Annotated in this window: 19 protein-coding genes and 1 pseudogene; 14 read left to right on the forward strand and 6 right to left on the reverse strand. The window is 76.2% G+C overall.

Annotated elements, in window-relative coordinates:
- Nucleotides 1-29: 29 nt before the first annotated feature.
- The 3 genes and pseudogenes from ACFWEK_RS04875 to purE form a co-directional block, all read left to right on the forward strand.
- Nucleotides 30-479: pseudogene (locus ACFWEK_RS04875) on the forward strand (ATP-binding protein); the annotation flags it as partial.
- 25 nt (nucleotides 480-504) lie between these two features.
- The gene (locus ACFWEK_RS04880) at nucleotides 505-1761 is read left to right on the forward strand and encodes a 5-(carboxyamino)imidazole ribonucleotide synthase (RefSeq protein WP_430553282.1); all 1257 of its coding nucleotides are present in this window, start codon (nucleotides 505-507) and stop codon (nucleotides 1759-1761) included.
- Nucleotides 1758-2294: a 5-(carboxyamino)imidazole ribonucleotide mutase gene (purE, locus tag ACFWEK_RS04885; RefSeq protein ID WP_430546743.1), complete on the forward strand. Its 537-nt coding sequence runs from the start codon at nucleotides 1758-1760 to the stop codon at nucleotides 2292-2294. Before ACFWEK_RS04880 ends, purE begins: the two co-directional genes overlap by 4 nt.
- Nucleotides 2295-2397: 103 nt before the next feature.
- Here the strand turns inward: purE and ACFWEK_RS04890 are convergent, their stop codons facing one another.
- A complete protein-coding gene (locus tag ACFWEK_RS04890) occupies nucleotides 2398-3786 on the reverse strand; it encodes an LCP family protein (RefSeq protein ID WP_430553283.1) in 1389 nt (462 codons plus the stop codon).
- A 13-nt stretch (nucleotides 3787-3799) separates the two neighbouring features.
- Complete coding sequence (locus ACFWEK_RS04895; RefSeq protein ID WP_430553284.1) at nucleotides 3800-5179, reverse strand: LCP family protein; 1380 nt, start codon at nucleotides 5177-5179, stop codon at nucleotides 3800-3802.
- Between the two features lie 137 nt (nucleotides 5180-5316).
- On the opposite strand from ACFWEK_RS04895, the gene ACFWEK_RS04900 reads away from it, so the two are divergent.
- The 5 genes from ACFWEK_RS04900 to ACFWEK_RS04920 all read left to right on the forward strand — a co-directional run bounded on the left by ACFWEK_RS04900 (nucleotide 5317) and on the right by ACFWEK_RS04920 (nucleotide 11028).
- Nucleotides 5317-7008, forward strand: coding sequence for a DUF2142 domain-containing protein (locus ACFWEK_RS04900; protein ID WP_430553285.1), 1692 nt, complete (start codon nucleotides 5317-5319; stop codon nucleotides 7006-7008).
- On the forward strand, nucleotides 7005-8012 hold the full coding sequence (locus ACFWEK_RS04905; protein ID WP_430553286.1) for a glycosyltransferase family 2 protein: 1008 nt from the start codon (nucleotides 7005-7007) through the stop codon (nucleotides 8010-8012). Before ACFWEK_RS04900 ends, ACFWEK_RS04905 begins: the two co-directional genes overlap by 4 nt.
- Nucleotides 8009-9181, forward strand: coding sequence for a glycosyltransferase (locus tag ACFWEK_RS04910; RefSeq protein WP_430553287.1), 1173 nt, complete (start codon nucleotides 8009-8011; stop codon nucleotides 9179-9181). The genes ACFWEK_RS04905 and ACFWEK_RS04910 overlap by 4 nt, the downstream gene beginning before the upstream one ends.
- Nucleotides 9178-10134, forward strand: a complete 957-nt coding sequence (locus ACFWEK_RS04915) for a lysylphosphatidylglycerol synthase domain-containing protein (RefSeq protein WP_430553288.1) — start codon at nucleotides 9178-9180, stop codon at nucleotides 10132-10134. The genes ACFWEK_RS04910 and ACFWEK_RS04915 overlap by 4 nt, the downstream gene beginning before the upstream one ends.
- A gap of 138 nt (nucleotides 10135-10272) precedes the next feature.
- Complete coding sequence (locus tag ACFWEK_RS04920) at nucleotides 10273-11028, forward strand: class I SAM-dependent methyltransferase (RefSeq protein ID WP_430553289.1); 756 nt, start codon at nucleotides 10273-10275, stop codon at nucleotides 11026-11028.
- A gap of 31 nt (nucleotides 11029-11059) precedes the next feature.
- Here the strand turns inward: ACFWEK_RS04920 and ACFWEK_RS04925 are convergent, their stop codons facing one another.
- Nucleotides 11060-11818 carry a TIGR03089 family protein gene (locus ACFWEK_RS04925; RefSeq protein WP_430553290.1) on the reverse strand — a complete coding sequence of 253 codons (759 nt, stop codon included), beginning with the start codon at nucleotides 11816-11818 and terminating at the stop codon, nucleotides 11060-11062.
- Between the two features lie 162 nt (nucleotides 11819-11980).
- Here ACFWEK_RS04925 and ACFWEK_RS04930 point away from each other — a divergent pair, with 162 nt between their 5' ends.
- The 3 genes from ACFWEK_RS04930 (at nucleotide 11981) to ACFWEK_RS04940 (ending at nucleotide 17431) form a co-directional block, all read left to right on the forward strand.
- Nucleotides 11981-12316 (forward strand): WhiB family transcriptional regulator, encoded by a 336-nt coding sequence (locus ACFWEK_RS04930; RefSeq protein ID WP_429733639.1) that lies wholly within the window; start codon nucleotides 11981-11983, stop codon nucleotides 12314-12316.
- A gap of 88 nt (nucleotides 12317-12404) precedes the next feature.
- Nucleotides 12405-15764, forward strand: a complete 3360-nt coding sequence (locus ACFWEK_RS04935) for a glycosyltransferase (protein WP_430553291.1) — start codon at nucleotides 12405-12407, stop codon at nucleotides 15762-15764.
- Complete coding sequence (locus ACFWEK_RS04940) at nucleotides 15761-17431, forward strand: DUF5719 family protein (protein ID WP_430553292.1); 1671 nt, start codon at nucleotides 15761-15763, stop codon at nucleotides 17429-17431. The genes ACFWEK_RS04935 and ACFWEK_RS04940 overlap by 4 nt, the downstream gene beginning before the upstream one ends.
- Before the next feature lie 118 nt (nucleotides 17432-17549).
- Here the strand turns inward: ACFWEK_RS04940 and ACFWEK_RS04945 are convergent, their stop codons facing one another.
- On the reverse strand, nucleotides 17550-18038 hold the full coding sequence (locus tag ACFWEK_RS04945) for a metallopeptidase family protein (RefSeq protein WP_430546731.1): 489 nt from the start codon (nucleotides 18036-18038) through the stop codon (nucleotides 17550-17552).
- Between the two features lie 174 nt (nucleotides 18039-18212).
- Here ACFWEK_RS04945 and ACFWEK_RS04950 point away from each other — a divergent pair, with 174 nt between their 5' ends.
- Nucleotides 18213-18569 carry a DUF3499 domain-containing protein gene (locus ACFWEK_RS04950; RefSeq protein ID WP_429764601.1) on the forward strand — a complete coding sequence of 119 codons (357 nt, stop codon included), beginning with the start codon at nucleotides 18213-18215 and terminating at the stop codon, nucleotides 18567-18569.
- Between the two features lie 27 nt (nucleotides 18570-18596).
- On the opposite strand, the gene manA is transcribed toward ACFWEK_RS04950, so the two are convergent.
- Complete coding sequence (gene manA, locus ACFWEK_RS04955; RefSeq protein ID WP_430553293.1) at nucleotides 18597-19805, reverse strand: mannose-6-phosphate isomerase, class I; 1209 nt, start codon at nucleotides 19803-19805, stop codon at nucleotides 18597-18599.
- Nucleotides 19806-19909: 104 nt separating this feature from the next.
- Between manA and ACFWEK_RS04960 the strand changes: the two genes are divergently transcribed.
- Both ACFWEK_RS04960 and ACFWEK_RS04965 read left to right on the forward strand, forming a co-directional pair.
- Nucleotides 19910-21352 (forward strand): phosphomannomutase/phosphoglucomutase, encoded by a 1443-nt coding sequence (locus tag ACFWEK_RS04960; RefSeq protein ID WP_430553294.1) that lies wholly within the window; start codon nucleotides 19910-19912, stop codon nucleotides 21350-21352.
- On the forward strand, nucleotides 21349-21537 hold the full coding sequence (locus tag ACFWEK_RS04965) for a Trm112 family protein (RefSeq protein ID WP_430548932.1): 189 nt from the start codon (nucleotides 21349-21351) through the stop codon (nucleotides 21535-21537). Before ACFWEK_RS04960 ends, ACFWEK_RS04965 begins: the two co-directional genes overlap by 4 nt.
- A 13-nt stretch (nucleotides 21538-21550) precedes the next feature.
- Here the strand turns inward: ACFWEK_RS04965 and ACFWEK_RS04970 are convergent.
- On the reverse strand, nucleotides 21551-22607 hold a 1057-nt coding region (locus ACFWEK_RS04970), incomplete at its 5' end, for a SpoIID/LytB domain-containing protein (RefSeq protein WP_430553295.1).

Below are 22607 nucleotides of genomic sequence, written 5' to 3' on the forward strand. Positions count from 1 at the left end.
CCAAGGGGCTCGGATGTGTATAAGAGACAGGTCGGCGGCTCGTCATCGAGGTCCCCGACGGCATGCAGGTGCTCGCGACGCCGGGAGCCCTGGCGCAGATCATCGCGACCCTGCTCGAGAACTCGCTCAAGTACGGCGACGGGACGACGACGGTGCGGTCGCGCCCGTCGGGCACGACCGGCGCGGTCGCGATCGAGGTCGCCGACGAGGGGGAGGGCGTGGCCGACGACGTCGCGACCCGCATCTTCGAGCGCGGCACGACGACGGGCGGCAGCACGGGCCTCGGCCTCGCCCTGGCGCGCGACCTGGCCGCCGCCGACGGCGGCCGGCTCGACCTGGTGCAGCGCCGGCCCCCGATCTTCGCGCTCTTCCTCGCGGGCGTGCCGCGCACGCTCGACCCGCACCTGGTGCTGCCGCCCGGCACGACGATCTCGTCGCGCGGCCGCCGGCGGGGCTGGCTGCACCACCAAGGCGGCTGACCCCCCGGCGGGGCCGGTATCCTCGATGCCCGTGACCGGACCCACTGCCTCCGCCCCTGTCGTCGCCGTCGTCGGAGGAGGTCAGCTCGCCCGCATGATGGCTCCCGCCGCCGCCGAGCTGGGCGTGGGCCTGCGGGTGCTGGTCGAGGACCCGGCGTCGTCGGCCGCGCAGGTGGTCACCGACGCTCCGGTCGGCGTGGCGAGCGACGACGCCGCGATCCGTGCGCTCATCGCCCCGGACGACGGTCGCGCCCCGGCCGCGGTGCTCACGTTCGAGCACGAGCACGTGCCCAACGCGCTGCTGCAGGACCTCATCGACCACGGCACGCCGGTGCGCCCCGGCCCGGACGCGCTGGTGCAGGCGCAGGACAAGATCGTCATGCGGCGCCGCCTCACCGAGCTGGGCCTGCCGTGCCCGCGCTGGGCCGCGCTGCCGACCGACCCGGCCGCCGCGCGCGACGCGCTCGCCGCGTTCCTCGCCGAGGAGGCCGGGCACGAGGCCGTGGTGAAGACGTCCCGCGGCGGCTACGACGGCAAGGGCGTGCGCGTCGTGTCGTCGCCCGACGACGTCGCGGACTGGCTGCAGGCCGCGGCCGACGGCGGCCCCCCGCTGCTGGTGGAGCGCAAGGTGCCGTTCGTGCGCGAGCTCGCGGCGCTGGTCGCCCGCCGCCCGTCCGGCGAGGTGCGGACCTGGCCCGTCGTCGAGTCGATCCAGCGCGACGGCGTCTGCGCGGAGGTCGTCGCGCCCGCGCCGGACCTCGACCCGGCGGTGGACGCCGAGGCGCGCCGGATCGCCGTCGCGGTGGCCGACGGGCTCGGCGTCACGGGCGTGCTCGCCGTCGAGCTGTTCGAGACCCGGGAGGCCGACGGCACCGCCGCGGTGTGGGTCAACGAGCTCGCGATGCGCCCCCACAACTCCGGCCACTGGACCATCGACGGCGCGGTGACGAGCCAGTTCGAGCAGCACCTGCGCGCGGTGCTCGACCTGCCGCTCGGCGACACCGCCGCCCGCGCGCCCTGGACGGTGATGGCGAACGTGCTCGGCTCGAGCCTCGACGCCCTCACCGACGCGCTGCCCGACGTGCTCGCACGGTTCCCCGAGGCCCGCGTCAACCTGTACGGCAAGGGCATCCGCCCGGGCCGCAAGCTCGGGCACGTCAACGTCAGCGGCACCGACCTCGACGAGGTCCGCCGTCGGGCCCTCGACGCCGCGGCGCTGCTGCGCGGCGAGACCGTCACCGGCACAGTCCCGAGCACCCCCACCACCAAGGAGCACGCATGAGCACGCCCGCCGTCGGCATCGTCATGGGGTCGGACTCGGACTGGCCGGTCATGGAGGCCGCCGCCGACGCGCTGGCCGAGCTGGGCGTCGAGGTCGAGGTCGACGTCGTCTCGGCGCACCGCATGCCGACCGAGATGATCGACTACGGCCGCACGGCGTCCGAGCGAGGGCTGCGCGCGATCGTCGCGGGCGCCGGCGGCGCCGCGCACCTGCCGGGCATGCTCGCCTCGGTGACGCCGCTCCCGGTGATCGGGGTGCCCGTGCCGCTGCGGTACCTCGACGGCATGGACTCGTTGCTGTCGATCGTCCAGATGCCCGCCGGCGTGCCGGTCGCGACCGTCTCGATCGGGGGCGCGCGCAACGCCGGCCTGCTCGCGGCGCGCATCCTCGCCTCGGGCACGGACGCCGGGTCGCTCGCGCTGCGCGAGCGGATGGTCGCGTTCCAGGCCGAGCTCGGAGACGTCGCCCGCGCCAAGGGGGACAAGCTGCGCGCCGCTCGCGAGGGCGCGCGCAGCACCGGCTTCTCGGCCTGACGGCGCGCGCGCCCGCGGACCTCGACCACCAGGTCGGTCCCCTGCCAGGAGACGCCTCGACGTCGGCGTCCGGGGTGCCCGCGAGCCCGGGACTGCCTCGGCGTCAGCCGGGCATGCCCCCGACGGTGCTGCCGGGGTCCAGCTCGCCGTCGCGGACGTCGGCCCAGAACTGGTCGACCTTGTCCTCGTCGAGCAGCACGGTGGAGCCGACGCCCGTACCGGGGTCGTAGCCCGGGTTCGCGATCGGCGGGGTGCCGGTGACGCCCTCGGGGCCGGTGGCCGCCTTGAACGCCAGCCCGAGCCGGCCGAGGTCGACGATGCCCGTCTTCTCGTCCACGGTGAGGGCGTCGGTGCCGGCGTTGACGAGCTGGACCTGGTTGACCGGGTTGAGCAGCACGCTCGGCTTGACGACCTTCGCGGCGACGGCGGCGATGACCTGCTGCTGCCGCTCGGCCCGGCCGATGTCGCCCTTCGGGTCGGAGTAGCGCATGCGGGAGAACGCGAGCGCGGTCTCGCCGTCGGCCATGTGGCAGCCGGCCTCCCACGTCAGCTCGCTCTTCGGGTCGTCGACGTCGCGGTCGTAGCAGAGCTCGACGCCGCCGACGGCGTCGACGATCTCCTCGACGCTGCCGAACCCGACCTCGACGTAGTGGTCGATCGTCAGGCCCGTGAGCCCCTCGACCGTCTCGACGAGCAGCGGGGCGCCACCGAAGGAGTACGCCGCGTTGATCTTGTTCGGGTCGTGGCCCGGGATCTCCGTGTAGGTGTCGCGGGGGATCGAGATGAGGGAGGCGGGCCCGCTCCGCGGCTTCTGCAGCACCATGATCGTGTCGGTGCGGGCGCCCTCGGTGCCGTCGTCGGCGACGCTGCCCGTGCCGCGCGCGTCGGAGCCGGCGAGCAGGTAGGTGGTGCCGGGCGTGCCCTTGGCGTCGGACAGGGCGTCGACGTGCTGGATCTTGCCGTTCGCCCAGACGACCAGGCCGATCGGCCACGCCAGGACCAGCACCAGGAGCAGCACGAGGACGAGGCCCGCGACGCGGCCCTTGCGCACGCGGAACCCGCCGCCCCCGGCGGTCGCCGCCGCGGCGCCCCCGCCGCTGCCGGGCGGGGGAGTGCGCCGCGCCTGGCCCTGGGCCGACGCGGGCATGACGCGCGTGCCCGAGCCCTGCCGGGCCTGCGGAGCGCGCGACTGGGGTGCCCGGGAGGCCGGGGCCGACGCCGAGGAGCCGCGCGGCGCGTACGACCGGGGCTTCTGCTGGGCGCTGCCGCGACGCTCGGGCGGCGTCGTCGGGATCTCGCGCGACGACTGGCGCCGCACGCGCGGCTCGACCGGGGCGGCGTCGTCGCGCCGGCCCACGCGGCCGCCCGTCGGCGGTGCGGACGGCCGGGACCCGCCGCCCACGGGGATGGCGTCGCCGGAGCCGCTGGGCCGGTCGGACCGGCCGCCGGACGGCGTGAAGCTCGGCGGGATGCGCTGGTCGTCGTTGCTCATGCTTCCCCCGCGCTCATCCGCACACCGACGTCACGTCGGCGCCCGTGAAGGCCTCCTCGCCGGCGTCGCGGGTCCGCTTCGGCTCGGGGTCCTTCTCGCCATCGCCGGAACCGTCGTCGGCGGCCTCGTCGTCCTGCGTGCCGGGCTCGTCGTCCGCCACCGGGGTGGCGTCGACGTCGTCGGTGCCCTCGGCGGCCTGCGTGCCCGTGCCGGCGTCGTCGTTCGCGCCGTCCTTCGTCGCGCCGTCCTTGCCGCCCTTGGCGTCGTCGGACTCGGTCTCGATCGCGTCGCTCAGCGGACGGTCGTGCTTGAGGTTGTCCCAGACCTCGTCCGCCTCGTCGGTGAGCAGGACGTTCGCCGCGTTGTTCGGGTCGTACATGTACGGCGCGGTCATGAACGCGATGGTGTCAGGGCGGACGTTGCGCGCGCTGTACGCGAGCCCGGCGAGTCCCTGGATGGACGCGAAGTTGCTGCTCATCGTCATGGAACCGGTCACGGCGCCGAGGAACTTCAGCGACTTGGTCGGGTCGGCGAGCGTGCCGGCGCTCATCACCTGACGGGCGACGGCGGCCAGCAGCTCCTGCTGGCGGCCGATGCGGCCGAGGTCCGACCCGTCGCCCAGCCCCTTGCCGGTGCGGGCCCGGGCGTACTTGAGCGCGGTGTCGCCGTCGAGCTCCTGCACGCCGGCGGAGAGGACGAGGTGGTCGGCCTTCGGGGCGTCGATGTCGTTCGGGATGCACAGCTCGACGCCGCCGAGCGCGTCGACCATCTTCTCGAAGCCGGCGAAGTCGACGACGACGAAGCCGTCCATCTGCACGTCGGTGATGGTCTCGATGGTCTTCTGCGCGCACAGTGCGCCCGACTCCACGTCGCCGCCCGTCAGGACGCCCTGGGCGAAGGCCCCGTTGAACTTCGAGCGGGACACGGGCGAGGTCTGCCCGCCGGAGGAGGTGGGGCACGACGGGATGTCGATCGTGGTGTCCCGGGGGATCGACAGCATCTCCACGCGGGACCGGTCGGACGAGATGTGCATGATCATCGTCGTGTCCGAGCGGGCGCCCTGGGTGCCGTCGCCCACGATGTCGGCGTTGTCGCCGCCGCGGCTGTCGGAGCCCATGAGCACGATGTTCAGCGGCATGTCCGCGTTGGGGTCCTCCGGCATGACCTTCTCGGGCCGGTCGGCGCCGAGCAGCTTGTCGGAGTCGACGGCGGTGATGTTGCCGGTGAGCTTCACCGCCGCGGTCGCGCCGCCGACGGCGACGAACGCCAGGACCGCGGTCAGCCCCATCCCCAGGGTGCGCGCGACCGTGTGCCGGCGCAGGGCGCGGGCGTGCGAGGGCCCCGTGGACGTGCCGGGGCGCGAGGCGACGTGGCGTGGGGTGGTGCGGGTCACGGGAAGCGAGCATAGAGGGTCGGTGTCACGCCGCTGCGGTGCCCGAGGACCGGGACGGTAGAGGAAATGTGTGGGTCGAACGTCGGCGCTGGTCCGCAGCCCGTCGCCGATCGGGATCGTGGGGGAGACTTGTGGTCGTGACGGACACGACGCCGCACGCGCGCCGGGCTCCCGCGGCGACCGGCACCCCTGATCCCCGCACGGGTACCGCGCGGCCCCCGGCCGGACGGCGCTACCGGCGTGCCGTCGCCGCGCTCACGCTCGTGGTCGCGGCGTGGACGGTGGTGTGGGCCGCGGTCACGCCCATGTTCCGGTCGCCCGACGAGCAGAACCACGTCAACAGCGTGCTGCGGATCGCGTACGGCGGCGGCTGGCCGTCGCCCGGCGACGCCTACTTCTCCCCGGCGATCGCGCAGGCGGTCGACGAGGCCCGGTACCCCGCCGACCTGCCCGGCCGGTGGCAGCACCGCGAGGACGCCCGCCAGTTCGTCGACGTCGTGCCCGTGCCGCGCGAGGACCGCACCCGCCTCGACGCCGGCAACGCGCTGGGCGACGCGTCGTCGGGCACCGAGGTGGACCAGATGACGCAGCACCCCCCGCTCTACTACGCCCTGGGCGCGGGCGTGCTGCACCTGACGGGGCTCACCGACGCCCGCTGGGACCAGGTCACGCTGGCGCTGCGGCTCCTGGACGCGCTGCTGCTCGCGCTCGTCGTACCCCTCGCCGCCGAGTCGGCACGCCGGGCCACGGGGTCGCCGTCCGCGGGCCTGGTCGCCGGGGCGTTCCCCCTCCTCCTGCCGCAGCTCGGGCACGTCATGGGGGCCGTGAACAACGACGCCCTCGTCGTCCTGGCGTGCGCCGCCGCGACGTACCTCGCCGTGCGGGTGGTCACGGGGGACCTGCGGTGGCGGGTGGCCGTGGCGATCGGCGTCGTGCTCGGCCTCGGCCTGCTCACCAAGGTCATGCTGGCGTTCGCGGTGCCCATGGTGGTCGCGGCGTACGCGCTCGCCCGCGGGCACCGCTGGCCCGGCCGGCTCGGCCGCCTCGCCGTCGCCGGCGGCGTGACGCTCGCCGTCGGCGGGTGGTGGTGGGTGCGCAACGTGCTCACCCTCGGCGCCGTGCAGCCCGTCGGCCGGCCCCGCGAGCTGACCATCCTCGCGACCGTGCCCGACGCCGACGTCCCGTCGATCATCGCGGGCCGGCTCGCGCAGTCGTTCTTCGGGAACCTGTCGTGGCTCGAGGTGCACCTCGCGGGGGCGTGGATCGTCTGGGGGACGGTGGCGCTCATGGCCGCGTCGCTCGCGGCGCTCGTCCTGCCCGGCGCGCGCCGGACCGCCGTCGTCGTGCTGCTCACCCCCGCCGCGCTCGCGGCGGGCGTCGCGTACAACGCCTGGGACTTCCACGCCGAGACCGGCCGCCTGGTCGCGATCCAGGGGCGGTACGTCTTCGGCGGCGTCGTCGCGCTCGCGACGGCGGTGGCGATCGCGGCCTGGCAGCTCGCGCGGCGCTCGGACCGGCGCCTCGCCCGCGGCGTGCCGGTCGTCGTGACGCTCGCGCTCGCCGCCGCCGTCGGCGGCCTGCTGTGGGCTTTCGACGCGTTCTACCGGGGGTCCGGCGAGACCTTCGGCGACGCCGTGGACCGGTGGCTGGCCTGGAGCCCGCTGCCCGAGCCCGCGCTCGTCGCCCTGCTGGCCGTCGCGGGTGCCGTGCTGCTCGGGGGGCTGGTCGTCGGGCTCCTGTGGCCCCGTAGACTCGCGGCGTCGTCGATCGACCCGGCCCCCGGCGCCCTGCCGCCGGCGGCCCCCGGCGCCCCGAAGGATGCGCGATGAAGCTGTTCGTCCAGATCCCGTGCCTCGACGAGGCCGGGACGCTCCCGCTCGTGCTCGCCACGATCCCGCGCGAGGTCGAGGGGTTCGACAGCGTCGAGGTCCTCGTGGTCGACGACGGGTCGACGGACGGCACGGCGGAGGTCGCCCGCCGTCTCGGCGTCCGGCACGTCGTGCGGCACACCAGCACGCGAGGGCTGGCGCGGTCGTTCCGCGACGGCGTCGACTACGCGCTCGCCCACGGGGCCGACGTCGTGGTCAACACGGACGGCGACAACCAGTACCCGTCCGAGCGCATCGGCGACCTCGTCGCGCCGATCGTCGCGGGCGAGGCGGACATCGTCGTCGCGGACCGCCAGACGGCGACGATCGAGCACTTCTCCCCGTTCAAGAAGCGGATGCAGCGGTTCGGCAGCCGCGTCGTCAGCGCGGCCGCCGGGACGTCGCTGCCCGACGCCGCGAGCGGCTTCCGCGCGTACTCGCGGGGTGCGCTGCTGCGGCTGAACGTCGTGACCCAGTTCAGCTACACCATGGAGACGATCGTCCAGGCGGGGAACAAGCGCCTGCGGATCACGAGCCTGCCGATCACCACCAACCCGAAGACGCGCGAGTCGCGGCTGTTCGCCAACATCTGGCAGCACATGGCCCGGTCGGGGAAGGCCATCGTGCGGTCGTGGATCATGTTCCGCCCGCACCTGGTGTTCCTCACGCTCTTCGCGGTGTTCTTCGTCGCGGCGGCCGTGCCCGCCGTCCGGTTCCTCGTCTTCCTCGCCCAGGGGGACGCCGGCGGCCACGTGCAGTCGCTCGTCTTCGCCGGCGCGATGCTCGTCGGCGCGCTGCTGTGCCTCGCGCTGCTCGTGGTCGCCGACCTGCTGCGCACCAACCGCACCCTGATGGAGGAGACCCTCGAGCGGCTCAAGGAGCTCCAATACGGCCCGCGGCCCGACGACGGCGCCCACGGCGGCGCCGCGGCCGTGGCGCGGGATGACGAGGACGCGCACGCGTGATCGTCGCGTTCGGCACGTACGACGCCGCCCGGCACCCGCGCGTCGGCGTGCTCGTCGACGGGCTGCGCGCCCACGGGTACACGGTGCGCGAGCTCGACCGGCCCCTCGGCCTGAGCACCGCCGAGCGGGTGCGGATGCTGCGCCGGCCGTGGCGCCTGCCCGGCCTGCTGGTGCGGCTGCTGCGCTGCTGGGTGCTGCTCGCGGGCGACGTCGTGGCGCACCGTCGCGCGCACGGCCGCCCGGACGCGGTGCTCGTCGGCTACCTCGGCCACTTCGACGTCGTGCTCGCCCGACTGCTGTTCGGTCGCACCCCGGTGCTGCTCGACCACCTCGTCTTCGCGGGGGACACCGCCGCCGACCGCGGCGCGCGGGGTGCGCGGGTCACGCTGCTGCGCGGCCTGGACCGCGTCGCCACGTCGTGCGCCGACGTCGTGCTGCTGGACACCCCCGAGCACCTGCGGATGCTCGGCGAGCTCGCCGGATCCCGCGCCGCCCGCGGGCTCGTCGTGCCCGTCGGGGCACCGCAGGAGTGGTTCGACGCCGCTCCCGCCGACCCCACCGACGATGCCCCTGCCGACGCTGCCGCGACCGATGGCGCCCGGCCACTGCGCGTCGTCTTCTTCGGGCTCTTCACGCCGCTGCAGGGCACCGACGTGCTGGCCGAGGCGCTGGCCGCCGTGCTGCCGCAGGCGGCCGAGGACGCCGCCCGCGGCGGGGGTGCCCTGGAGGTCACGCTCGTCGGCTCCGGCCAGGACCTCCCGTCCGTGCGCGACCGGCTCCGCGGCACCCCCGGGATCACCTGGTGCGACTGGGTGGAGGCAGCCGACCTGCCGGCCGTCGTCGCCGCCCACGACGTCTGCCTCGGGATCTTCTCCGCGACCCCCAAGGGGCTGCGCGTCGTGCCGAACAAGGTGTTCCAGGGCCTCGCCGCCGGCTGCGTGGTGGTCACCTCCGACACGGAGCCGCAGCGGCGGCTGCTGGGCGACCACCTCGAGCTGGTCCCGCCCGCCGACCCGGCGGCGCTCGCGGACCGGCTGCTCGCCCTGCGCGACCCGGCCGCCCTCGTCGCGGCCAGGGCCCGCGCGACGACCGGGCGGGACCTCGCCCGGCCCGCCGCCGTCGTCCGTCCGCTGGTCCGGCTGCTCGCGTCGCGCGGGGTGCGGCCGTGACGGGCGACGCGGCGGGCGGGACCGGGGCGCCGTCCGGGCGGCTCGCCCGTGCGCTCGCGGTGCTGCGGTCGCCGTGGGTGCGCTGGGGCTTCCTCCTCCTCGCGCTCGGGCTCGCGGTGTACGCCGTCGTCGCCGCGGGGGACGACCTCGCCCGCGCGGCCGCCGAGCTCTCCTGGCAGCGGCTCGCCGTCGCGCTCGTGCTGTCGGTCGCCTTCGTGCTGTGCACCTTCGTGTCGTGGCGCGTCGTGCTCGCCGACCTCGGCGCCCCGACCGGCCTGCGGGTCGCGCTGCGGGTGTTCGGCCTGAGTCAGCTGGGCAAGTACGTGCCGGGCGGGGTGTGGAACGTCGTCGCGGCGGCGGAGCTCGGCGTCGACCACGGGATCGCGCGCCGCACGTCCGTGACGACCACGGCGGTCGCGACGCTCGTCGGGGTCGTGTCCGGCGCGGTCGTCGGTCTGGTCGCGCTGCCCTTCGTCGCGACCGGGGCGCTGGGGGCCGCCGGGCCGGTGCTGTGGGCGCTGCCCGCCGTCGCCGTCGTCCTGCTGCCGCCCGTGCTCAACCGTCTGGTCGCGTGGGCGCTGCGGGTCGCGCGCCGCCCGCCGCTCGACCGCCCGCTCGGGTGGCGCGGGCTCGGCGCCGCCACGGTGTGGTCGGTGGCCGGGTGGCTGCTCGCGGGGGCGCAGGTGTGGGTGCTCGCCGTCGGCCTCGGGATGCCGCCCGACGCGCAGGGCGTCGCGCTCGCCGTCGGCGGCTACGCGCTGGCGTGGGTGGTCGGGTTCCTCGTCGTCGTCGTGCCCGCCGGCGCCGGCGCGCGCGAGCTGGTGCTGCTCGCGGTGCTGGCCGGAGCGCTGCCGCACGCCGCGGTGCTGCTGCTGGTGCTGGTCAGCCGCGTGCTGGTGACGCTCGCCGACCTCGCCCTCGCCGGCCTCGGCGCGCTCGCGCGGCCGAGGTAGGCGCCTCGAGGAGACGCCGCTCGCGCGGCGGGGCGTGGTGCCGCCACGGCCGCCGTGCTGGCAGGCTGGCCCCGGCCGACCATGACCCTGCAAGCCGCTGGTGCCGCTGCCCGAGCCGTCGAGGACGAAGGAATGCCCGTGCCGAACACCGCCGCCTCCCTGCCACCGCTCACGCTGTACGGCAGCCTGCGGTGGGACGTGGTCGAACCGCTGCTGCCGGGGGCCGCCGGCCGTGTGCTCGAGGTGGGCTGCGGCCAGGGCGCGGTCGGCGTCCGGCTCGCCGCCCGCGCCGCGGCGTACACGGGCGTCGAGCTCGACGCCGCCAGCGCGCGCACCGCCGAGCAGCGCCTCGTCGAGGCGGGGGTGCCGGGCACGGTCGTGCAGGGACCGCTCGACTCCCTGCCCGCCGCCGAGCGCTTCGACCTCGTGTGCGCGTTCGAGGTGATCGAGCACATCGAGGACGACGCCGCGGCGCTCCGCGAGTGGGGCGCGCGGCTGCGACCGGGCGGCACCCTGCTGCTGTCCACGCCGGCCTGGCAGCGCCGGTACGGCCCGATGGACGAGGCCGTCGGGCACTTCCGCCGCTACGACCCGGCCGCCCTCGTGGCCCTGCTGCGCGACGCCGGCCTGACCGACGTCGGCCTGCGCCTGTACGGCGTCCCGCTCGGGTACGCGCTGGAGGCGGCGCGCAACCAGCTCGCGCGCCGGCGGCCCGGACTGCGCGAGGAGGGCAGCACGGCGGACCGCACCGCACGCAGCGGGCGGCTGTTCCAGCCGTCGACGTCCGCGCAGGGCACGCTCGTGGCCGCCGCGACCTGGCCGTTCCGCGTCGCGCAGCGCGCGTTCCCGCGCACCGGCACCGGGCTGGTCGCCTGGGGCCGTGCCGCCTCCTGAACCACGAGGAAGCGCCCGCAGCAGGTTCTCGTCAGGCGGTGATGCGCTCGGTCTCGCGCAGGCGGTCGAGCCGGGCCGGGTCGGCCGCGAGCTCGGCGGCGGTGGCGGCGGAGGCGAGGACCACGGAGCCGTCGGCGGCCCAGACGGCGAGCAGCTCGCGCAGCAGACCCCCCAGCGGGCGGGCGCCGTCGACGAGCACCCGGGCACCGGGCACGCCGCTGCCGGGCACCAGGTCGGCGAACGTGATCGTGCCGTCGGGGGCGTCCAGCGCGACGGCGGCCGGGTCTGTCTCGGGGGCCCACCCGATGACGTCGCCGTAGGTCATCACGGCGCCCGCGGCGTCGACGGCGCCGGGCGGGAGGTCGCCGCCGAACGACCGGGCGAGCGCGGGCAGCGCGACCGCCACGAGGTCGGCGGCACCGGGCCCGGCGAGCACGGGGGCCCAGGCGTCGGGACGCGCGGTGACGACGACGTCGCCTGCCTTCGCGGGGGTGTCGCCGGCGGGCTCCACGGTGGCGCCGCAGCGCCAGGCGGCCAGTGCCCAGAGCACGCCGCGCCAGTGCGGGGGCAGGTCGAGCGTCACGACCGTGCCCGGCGCGGCGTCGAACTCCTCCACGAGCAGGTTCACGGTCTTGCTCACCCAGTTCTGGAGCACGGCGCCGGAGAGCTCGACCCGTTCGCCGCCGTCGCCGTACCACGTGAGGCGGGGACGCCCCGGGTCCGACAGGACGAGATCCATCATCTGGGAGATCGTCGTGGGGGTGCGGCCGGCGGCGGGGAGCGGATTCACGCAGGTCAGCCTACGAGTGCCCGGACCAGCACAGGCCGGTACGCATGTGAATGGGCAGTGGAGATCGCAATCACTAGCACATTTCGACTTGACGCCTCCGAAGGACACGCGTGTAATTCCAGGTATGCAGTTTCCCTAGAGAACGGCATGGAGGGGCACGCCATGTGGAATTTGCTCGATGGGGACCGGGGGGTCTTCCCGTCAGACGTCGGCCGTGAGCCCGAGCGCGTGGCGCCGGTGCTCCCGCTGTTCGGCGACGCTACGACCGACGACGAGACGCTCCTGGGGTGGCAGGAACGGGCGCTGTGCGCCCAGACGGACCCGGAGGCCTTCTTCCCGGAGAAGGGCGGGTCCACGCGTGAGGCCAAGAAGGTCTGCACGTCCTGCGAGGTCCGGGCCGAGTGCCTGGACTACGCGCTCGCGAACGACGAGCGTTTCGGCATCTGGGGCGGGCTCTCCGAGCGGGAGCGGCGCAAGCTGAAGCGCCGCGCCGTCTGACCCGACGCCCGACCGGATGTCCGGCCCGACACGCTCGGGACGGATATCCCACGACCGGATCGGGGCCCGTCGCATCATGGCGGGCAGGATGACTGCTCCGCACCCGATCCCAGCCCGCCCCGGCGGGGAGGTCGCCCCCACGGGCGCGACCGTCGCCGTCGCGCCCGACCGCACGCTCGACGGCACCGGAGCCGTCCCTCTGGTCGTCACCGTGACGGCCGTGGTCGTGACCCGCGGCCGCACCCGCTTCCTCGACGCCACCCTCGACGCGCTCGCGGGTCAGGAGCGTGCCGCGGACGAGGTCGTGGTGGTCGACGTCGGCGCGTCGGAGTCCGCCGCGCACCCCGACCTGCGCCTCGGCGGCGCCCGCTTCGTCGCGGCGTCGGGGGTCCGCAGCCTCGGCGAGGCGGTCGACCGTGCCCAGGAGGTCGTCGGCGTCCCCGAGACCGGCTGGCTGTGGATCCTGCACGACGACTCGGCCCCGGAGCCCGACGCCCTGTCCCGCCTGCTGCGCGCCGTCGAGCACTCGAGCGCCGTGGCCGTCGCGGGCTGCAAGCAGCGCCGCTGGCCGGTGGCCTCCGACGGCACCCCCGCCCCCGACGCGAGCATGCTGATCGAGGTCGGCAGCACCGTGTCGCCGCTCGGCCGTCGCATGACCGGCATCGACGACACCGAGATCGACCAGGGGCAGCACGACGCCCGCGAGGACGTGCTCGCCGTCGGGCTGGCGGGCGCCCTCGTGCGGGCGCACGTCTGGGCCGAGCTGGGCGGCACCGACCCGGAGCTCGGCCCGTTCGGCGACGGCCTCGACCTGTGCCGGCGGGCCCGGCTCGCCGGCCACCGCGTGGTCGTGGTGCCCGACGCCGTCGTGAAGCACGCGCAGGCCTCGCTGCTGGGGCTGCGTGGACGCGGGGCCCTGGCGCCCGACCTCGAGGCGTCCCGCTACGCCCGCCGCCGCAGCCAGCTCTACCTGCGCCTCGTCGAGGCACCGCTCCCGCTGCTGCCGTTCGTCTGGCTCGCCACCCTCCTGTGGGCGCCGTTCGCGGCCATGTACCGGCTGGCGCTCAAGCGGCCCGCGCACGCCCGGGACGAGCTCGTGGCCGCCGTGGTCACGACGCTGCGCCTGGTGCCGCTCTACCGTGCCCGCCGGCGCGCGGCCCGCACCCGCCGCCTCCCGCGCCGCGTGCTGACGCCGCTGCTCGGCACGTGGCGGCAGGTGGCCGGCGAACGCCGCGACGCGCGCCTGGCCCGTGCGGAGGCGCAGCGCGCCCGGTGGGCGCCGAGCGAGCTGGAGCGGGCCGACCTGCGGCGCCTCGGGCGCACGCGCCGCACGGTGCTGGCGGTCGTGGTGGTCGTGGTGGTGGCGCTCGACGTCGCCCTCTTCGGCCCGTGGCAGGGCGTGCTGGCCGACGGCGGACGGGTCGTGGGCGGTGGGCTGCTGCCGGCGCCCGGCACCGTGGGCGACGTCTGGGAGGCGGCGACGTCGGGCTGGGTGCGCGACGGCCTCGGGGTGCGTGCGCCCGCCGACCCGCTGCTCGTGCCGCTCACCGCGTTCGCCGTGCTGGCGGGCGGCGGGCTGCAGACGGCGGTGAACGCGCTGGTCCTCCTCGCGCTGCCGCTGGCCGCCCTCGGCGGCTGGTTCGCGGCCGGAGCGCTGACGAGGTCGGTCGTGGTGCGCGCGGTGGCGGCGCTCGCCTGGGCGGCGGCGCCCGGCTTCCTCGCGTCGCTGGGCTCCGGCCGTCTCGGGGCGGTCGTCGTGCACCTGACGCTGCCGTGGCTGCTCGTCGCCGTGCTGCGCACCGTGGGGGTGCAGGCGCGGGACGTCGCGCTCGCGCCCGGACGGCGCCGCGGGTCCCTGGGCGCGGCCGGTGCCGCCGGCCTGCTGCTCGCGGTCGCGGTGTGCGCGGCCCCGGTGCTGCTCCCCGTGGCCGTGGTGCTGATCGGGGTCGGCGCGCTGCTGGTGCGCCGCGCGTGGCGGTCGCTGCTGCTGGTGCTGCTGCCGGCCGTCGTCGTGCCGCTGCCGTTCTGGGGCGAGGTGCTCGGCACCTGGTCGGACGGCGGTTGGCGCCTGCTCGTGGCCGAGCCGGGAGCCCCGCTGGTCGCGTCCGGCCCGCCGACGGCGGTGGAGCTGCTGCTCGGCCTGCCCGGGGACACCGCGTGGTTCGAGCCCTGGCTCGGGACCGACGGCACGCTCGGGCGGGTCGCCGTCGTGGGTCCGGCCCTGCTGGGCGGCGCCGTCCTGGTGCTGGCGGCCGTCGCGCTGGTGCGGCCGCGGGCCGTGCGCGGGGTGCGCCTGGCGTGGCTCGCCGGGGCGGCGGGCCTGACGACGGCCGTGCTCGCCGTCGCGACGGCGGTGGCGAGCGGGTCGGCGGGCGACGGCACGGCCGCGAGCGTGACCGGCTGGCCCGGCGTCGGGCTGTCGGTCCTGCTGCTCGCGCTGGGCGCCGCCGCGATCTGCGCGCTGCCGTCGACGGGACGGGTGCCCACGGCGGAGCCCCTCGGCCGGGAGCCGCGCGGGACGCGGAGGCTCACGTCCGTGGGAGTCGTCGCGGTCGCCGTGGTGGCCCTCGCGCTGCCGGCGGCGCAGCTCGCGTCGTGGGCGCTCGGCTCCACCGGCGGCCGGGTGGGCGACCTGCGCGCGGCCGAGACCGCCGTGGTGCCCGCCGTCGGCACCCAGATGCAGGCGCCCCCACGGTCGGCCCGGGTGCTGCAGCTCGACCGGGTGCAGCCGGGCGGCGACGCCGACGCGTCGGGCGAGGCGGTGGTCGACTACGCGCTGCTGCACGCGGACGGCACCCGGCTCGAGGACTCCTCCACGGTGGTGCGCGCCCGCGCCGCCGGCCTGGTGGGCGGCGCCGAGCGCACCGACACCGCGTTGCTGGACCAGGTCGTGGCGGAGGTCGCGACCGGACGCTCGACCGACGTCGTCGACCGGCTCGCGGCGCTCGGCATCGGGGCCGTGCAGGTCCCCGCCGGCGGCGACGCGGAGCTCGCCACCACGCTCGACCTCGTCCCGGGCCTCGCGCGCGTGACCGAGGAGGGCACGCTCGTCTGGCGCGTCACGACCGACGGCCCCGCGCCGGGCTGGGCGACCGTGCTCGAGAGCGGCGACGCCGCGCCCACGCCGTTCTTCGCCCCGAAGGACGCGGTGCGCACGGTGCCGTCCGACGGGACGAGCGCCGGCGGCCGGCTCGCCCCGGGCGGTGAGGACCGCACGCTGCGGATCGCGGAGACGGCGGACTCCGGCTGGCACGCGACGCTCGGCGGGCAGCGGCTCCCGGCCGTCGGCGCCGGGGGGACGCAGGCGTTCGCGGTCGGCGCCGAGACGGGCCACGTGCGGGTGTGGTTCGAGGCGCCGCACCGGACCGCCTGGCTCGCCGCCGCGGGGCTGGTCCTCCTGGTGCACGCGTTGCTGGCGCTGCCGGTCGGACGGCGGCGGGGACGATGACGGCGCCCCGGAAGGGCGCCGGGAAGGCGGGCGAGGACGTGCGGACGACCCGGGTGCCGCGCGGCGTGCGCGCCACGGCGGCGGCGGTCACCGGGGTGGTGGCCGTCGGTGCGCTGGCGGCGGTGGCCGTGCTGGGCGACCAGTGGGCGCAGTCGTGGACGGGTGCGGAGCAGCAGGCCGTGGCCGCGGGGACGCGCACCGTCGGGGTGCAGCCGGCGGACGCCACGCTCGTCTGCCCGACGCCGGTCGCGCTGCCGGACGGCGCCGACGTCGGCGACCAGCAGTTCGACGCGACGCCGGTGCCGACGACCAGCGGCCTCGGGGCGTTCGTGCTGGGCGGCGCGGAGGACGGCGCGCGCACGACGACCCTCGGCGGCAAGGAGTCGGAGGAGCTCGCCACGGGCGAGGCCGCGGCCGCCTGGCAGGGCGGCGTGGACGCCACTCGCGTGCTGCGGGCGACGCCGGTGGCCGACGAGCCGTTCCGCGCGGCCGGGACGATGGGGTCGGTCACGACGCAGGGCGACCTGCGCGGGCTCGGGGCGGGTGCGTGCACCGCGCCGTCGACGTCGCAGTGGCTGGTGGGAGGCAGCACGGAGGTGGGCTCGACCGCCACGCTCACGGTGCAGAACCCGTCGGAGCAGCCCGCCACGGTCGCCCTCGACGTGTACGGGCCGGGCGGCCCCGTCGCCCTCGGCGGCCAGGGGACGTTCACCGTCGCGCCCCGCGAGCAGGTCACGACCCGGCTGGAGTCCGTCGCGCCGGAGCAGGGCCGTCTCGCGGTCAACGTGCGCGCGGCCGGCGCCCGGGTCAACGCGAGCCTGCAGACCCAGGCCATCGACGGCCTGCTGCCCGCCGGGGTGGACCTGCTGACGGCCGGCGCGTCGCCGCGGGAGTCGCTCGCGGTCGGGGCGGTGCGGAGCCGGGGCGAGGCGGTGGACGACCCGCACGCCCCGCGGCTGCGGCTCCTGGCGCCCGGGGAGAAGGACGGGACGGCGCGGGTCACCGTGTACGGGCCGTCGGGGCCGGTCGTGCTGCGTGGCGCCGACGAGGTCGAGCTGGAGGCCGGCGCCGTGACGGACGTGCCCCTCGGAGGGCTGCCCGACGGCTGGTACACGATGGTCGTCGACGCGGACGTGCCGGTCGTGGGCGCCGCACGGACGGACCAGCCGGGACGACAGCCGGACGACTCCGTGGTGGACGGCACCCCGTACGACGTGGCGTGGTCGGCGGCCCAGCCGGTCCGCGCGTCGGACGGCGCCGGACCCGCGGGCCAGCTGGCCGTGCCGGGTGGCGTGCGGACGGGCCTCACGCTCGCCGCCGTGTCGCCCGACCGCGGCCCCGACGCCGACCCCGAGGGCACGGCGGGCGTCACGGTGCGGGTCTACGACGCGTCGGGCGCCGAGATCGGCAGCGAGGACGTCGAGCTCACCGCCGGCGTGACGACGCCCGTCGCGCTCGAGGACGTCGTGGCGGAGGGCACGGCACCCGCCGGGGTGAGCGTCGACCGCGCCGACGGGGGCAGCGCCGACCTGGCGCTCACCTGGGCCGCCGTGCTGCGCGCCGACGATGGCACGGACGACTCCGGGGCCCTGCTGGCCGCCGTCGCCCCGACCGCCGCCGTCACGACCCCCGGCGCCGGCGAGGTGCGCACCGTCGACGCCGGTTGACGACCTGTCAGACCCACGTCCCGCCATTCCCGGTCCCGGTTCTGACAGCTCCTGGCTCCGGGACTTGTCAGAACCAGGGCGTGCTCGACCCCCCCCCGTGGCTCTGACAAGTCGCGGGTCAGGAGTCGTAGCCGGGGTCGATCTCCTCGGGCGTGCGGGCCAGCAGGTGCGCCACCTGCTCGACGACGACGTCGCGCACCAGGTCGGCGCGGTCGGCGTCGTCGGCGGCGCGGAAGTCCACCGGGCGGCGGTACACCACGACGCGCGCCGGCCGGCCGGCCTCGGCCGGGAAGCAGCGGCCCAGCGGGACGCCGTCGGACTCCCACGGCGCGGGCTCGGACGGCGGCACGTCCTCGACGGCGAACTCCGTGCCGGCGAGCTGCGGGCCCCAGCGGCGCTGCAGCAGCTCGACGACGTCGAGCACCAGGTCGTCGAACTGCTCCGCGCGGGTGCGGTACGCCGGCATCCCCGGCGGCAGGAGCGGTCCGCGCACCCCGCGACCACGGCGGTCGCGACGACGGGCCGGGGGGACGGCGGCGGGGTCGGGAGCGGGGCCGGGCGCCGGAGCGGGTTCGGGGCGGTGCTCGGGACGGGGGGCGTGCTGCACCCGTCGAGCCTACGGCCGATCGCGGTGCCGGAGCCCGAGCCGGTCCCGAAGCTGTCCCGACGCCGGTCCCGACGCCCCGTCCCGCCGTGCCTGCCGGGGTCACGGTGCGGTCACGACCCGCACCGACCGGCGAGCCCCGCGCACGCGCCCCCGGCCGCGGCGTATTCTCCCCGCGTGAGATCGGTGAGGCAGTGCTCGCGCACGGCATGCACGCATGCCGCCGTCGCGACGCTCACGTACGTGTACGCGGACTCCACGGCCGTGCTGGGTCCGCTCGCGCAGCACGCCGAGCCGCACAGCTACGACCTGTGCGCCCAGCATGCCGAAGGGCTGACGGCGCCCCGCGGGTGGGAGGTCGTGCGCCTCACGCCCGCGTTCGAGGAGCCGGCCCCGTCGCCCGACGACCTGTCCGCGCTGGCGGAGGCCGTCCGCGAGGCGGGGCGGGTGCGCCAGGAGCCGGCGGGCGAGCCGTCGTCGGTCACCGAGACCGCCCGTCGCGGCCACCTGCGCGTGCTGCGCGAGGCCGACTGACGCGTCGCGGTCGTCGCCGCGGCCCGGTCAGGGGACCCAGGCGCACACCGCGTGCCCGGCGCCCGACAGCCTGAGCTCCCCGGCGTCGTGCGGCACGAACACGGAGCCGCCGCGGTGCAGCGTCGCGGGGGCGGGGCAGCCCTCGGCGACGAGCTTGAGGTCGCCGGAGAGGCACAGCACGATCCGGGGTCCCTCGGCGGGCAGCTCGACGTCCTCGACCGGGTCGACGTCGGCCACGGTGAGCGCGAACTCCCGCACGGGGGCGCGGTAGGTGGTCACCTGGCCGCGCCCGCCCGCGGATCGCGTGCGCGGCGGTTGCGGCGGGCGCGGCACGAACGACGCGCACTCGACCAGGGCGGCCTCGTCGACCAGCTTCGAGGTGAGGCCCGCCCGCAGCACGTTGTCCGACGACGCCATGATCTCGACCCCGAGCCCGGACAGGTACGCGTGCACCTCGCCCGCCGGGAGGAAGAGACCCTGGCCGGGGTCGAGGGTGACCCGGTTCAGCAGCAGCGACGCGAGCGCGGCGGGGTCGCCCGGGTGCTGCTGGGCGAGCTGCAGCACGGTCGCGTCGGCGCGGGACGACGGCGACCCCCCGGCCAGGCGCGCGGTGACGGAGGCGACGGTGGTCGCGACGTCGGCCGGCGCGCCCGGGTCGCGGCGCGCGGCGACGAGGCGGGAGAACGCGGCCTTGACGCCGCCGGGGGAGCGGTCGTCCCGCAGGACGGCGCGGACGGCGTCCACGAGGCCGCCGTCGAGGCCGTCGAGCAGGTCGAGGACGGCGCGCGGCGCCCGGAACCCGGCCAGCCCCTCGAACTCGGTCAGCGCGACGACCATCTCGGGCTTGTGCTGGTCGTCGTGGAACGAGCGGCCCGGGTCGCCCGGGGGCAGGCCCTGCCGGTTCTCCCGGTTGAACCCGGCGCGGGCGGCGTGCGGCTTCGGGTGCACCTGCAGCGACAGCGCCCGCTCGGCCGCGAGGACCTTGAGCAGGTAGGGCAGCCGGGGCCCGTACTCGTCCGCGACCCGGCGGCCCAGCATCGCGTCCGGGGCGGAGCGCACGAGCTCCAGCAGGGAGCCGTCGCCGTTCACCCGCGACGGCGCGCTGGGATGGGCGCCCAGCCAGAGCTCGGCGGCCGGCGTGCCGTCGGGCTCGGTGCCCAGCAGCCCCTGGATCCGCGTGCGCGAGCCCCAGTCGGCGTGCTGGACCGTGTTCTCCAGCGGGTAGAGCTCAGGCACGGGACCACCCTTCCACACGTGCGCCCGCGCGGCGCCGCCCGCGCCGGAAGTCCGCCCGCAGAACCACCCGCCCCGGGGCGCGGCAGGCACGTACGCTGTGGGGCGTGACGATCGACCTGGCCGACATCATCAAGGCGTACGACGTGCGCGGCACCGTGCCCGACCAGCTCTCGCCGGACGTGGCCCGCGCGATCGGCGCGGCCTTCGCCCGCGTGGTGGCGGCACCGGAGGGCGCGACCCGGGTCGTCGTCGGGCACGACATGCGCGAGTCCGGGCCGGAGCTGGTCGACGCGTTCACCGCGGGCGTCACCGCGGCCGGCGTCGACGTCGTGCGGATCGGCCTGTGCTCCACGGACGGGCTTTACCACGCGTCGGGCGCGCTGGACGCCCCGGGGGCGATGTTCACGGCGTCCCACAACCCCGCCGTCTACAACGGCATCAAGCTGTGCCGCGCGGGCGCCCGGCCCGTCGGGCAGGACACCGGCCTGGCCGACGTCCGCGACCTCGCGCAGCGCCTGCTCGACGCCCCGGCGGCCGACCCCTCCGACGACGATGCGGCGGCGACGCCCGGCACGGTCTCCGACGTCGACACCCTGACCGACTACGCGGCGTTCCTGCGCGGCCTCGTCGACGTGTCGGGGATCCGGCCGCTCAAGGTCGTGGTGGACGCCGGCAACGGCATGGCCGGGTACACCGTGCCCGCGGTGCTGGGCACGGCCGCCGGCCTGCCGGCGCTGCCGCTCGACGTCGTCCCGCTGTACTTCGAGCTGGACGGCAGCTTCCCGAACCACGAGGCCAACCCGCTGGACCCGAAGAACCTCGAGGACCTGCGTGCCGCCGTCGTCGAGCACGACGCCGACCTGGGCCTCGCGTTCGACGGCGACGCCGACCGCTGCTTCGTCGTCGACGAGCACGGCGACCCCGTCTCGCCGTCCGCGGTGACGGCGCTGGTGGGGCTGCGCGAGGTGGCCAAGGAGCTCGAGGCGGGCCGCACGCCCACGGTGATCCACAACCTCATCACGTCCCGCGCCGTGCCCGACCTGCTGCAGGCAGCGGGCGCGACGACGGTGCGCACCCGCGTGGGCCACTCGTTCATCAAGGCGCAGATGGCGGAGCACGACGCCGTGTTCGGGGGCGAGCACAGCGCGCACTACTACTTCCGCGACTTCTTCTTCGCGGACACCGGGATGCTCGCGGCGCTGCACGTGCTGGCCGCGCTCGGCGGGCAGCCGCACCCGCTGTCCGTGCTCGCGGAGATGTACTCGCCGTACGTGGCATCCGGAGAGATCAACTCGACGGTGGCGGACGCCACCGCGGCGACGGCGCGGGTGCGCGAGGCGTACGCCACGGCCTACCCGCAGGCGGAGGTGGACGAGCTCGACGGCCTCACCGTGGCGCACTGGGACGGCCACCCGCAGTGGTGGTTCAACCTGCGCGCGTCGAACACGGAGCCGCTGCTGCGGCTCAACGTCGAGGCCGCCGACGACGACATCATGGTGAAGGTGCGCGACGACGTCCTGTCGCTCGTGCGGACGGAGGACGCATGACCATCTCCATCGACCCCTGGGTGCGGAGCATCCTGCGCTGCCCGGTGACGGGCGCCGAGCTGGTCGACGCCGTCGGCCCGGACGGCGAGCCCGAGCTGCGCTCGACCGACCCGGACCGGCCCCTGGCGTACCCGGTGCGCGACGGCGTCCCCGTGCTGCTGGAGAGCGACGCCCGCCCGCTGTGACCCGGGCCCTGCCCTAGGACACCGCGGTGATCTTCGTGATCCACGCCGCGGGCATCGACCCGGCGGTCGTGCGGGCGCCCACCTTCGCGCGCATCGTGTCGGCCTTGCCCGTGACCGTCGCGGTCTTCCCGGTCGAGGACGTGGCCGTGAGCGTGCGCACCTGACCGCTCGACCACTTCGCCGTGACCCTGATCGACTGCACGTTCGACAGGCCGAAGAGCGAGCGGGCCTGCGACTGGGTGAGCTTGCGGGTCCACGACGCGTACGAGTTGCCCGGGGCCGCCTTGCTGTACGGGTCGGACACCGAGCGCTCGTAGGCGATCCTCGACGACCAGACGTCCTCCGAGTTCGCCGTCCGCCCGCCGCTGGACGAGTAGTAGTGCGCGGCCACCGCGGCGCCGCCGTACGTCAGCACCCGGGCCCTGGTGCGGCTGGACGTGGTGGCGTCGACGCCCTTCTTCCAGACCTTGCCGTACCTGGCGTCCGTGCCCTCGCTCTCCTTCTTCCAACCCGAGTAGTACTGGTCGCGCACGTCGTCGACGACGTTGCACCGGCACGCGGCGAGGAGCGGCTTGGTCATGACGTAGGACCGGGCGGTGATCGCCTGCGCGGCCAGGGCGGACAGGCCGCCGTTGAGCCCCCACGACGACGGCATCTCCGCGATGCCGTACAGGTACTCGGTGTTGAGCAGCACGTCGTTGGTGATGTTGGGGACGCCCCCGCGGGCCGTCGTCGTGAGGCGGCCGTGCTTGTACGAGCCGTGCGCCCCGGACACCGTCGCGACCGCCGTCCTCCCGGTGGGCTTGTAGTACCGGGTGCCCGACCAGGTGATGCGCAGCAGCTGGTCGTAGTACCTCTTGTCGTTCACCGTGATCCGGGACCGTCCGCCGGCCGTGACCGTGACCGCGAAGGTCTCCGTGCCGGAGCCGGAGGCCAGGGTCTTGCCGTCCTCGTCGGCGAGGCGCCAGTCGCCGCCGCTCACCGTGACCGTGGTCGTCGTCCTCGAGTCGCCGTAGCCGGACCGCCCGAGGGGGTCCTTGCCGTAGACCTGGACCAGGATGTTGTTGCCG

It is taken from the genome of Isoptericola sp. NPDC060257, assembly GCF_042726645.1.
GTDB lineage: Bacteria > Actinomycetota > Actinomycetes > Actinomycetales > Cellulomonadaceae > Isoptericola > Isoptericola nanjingensis.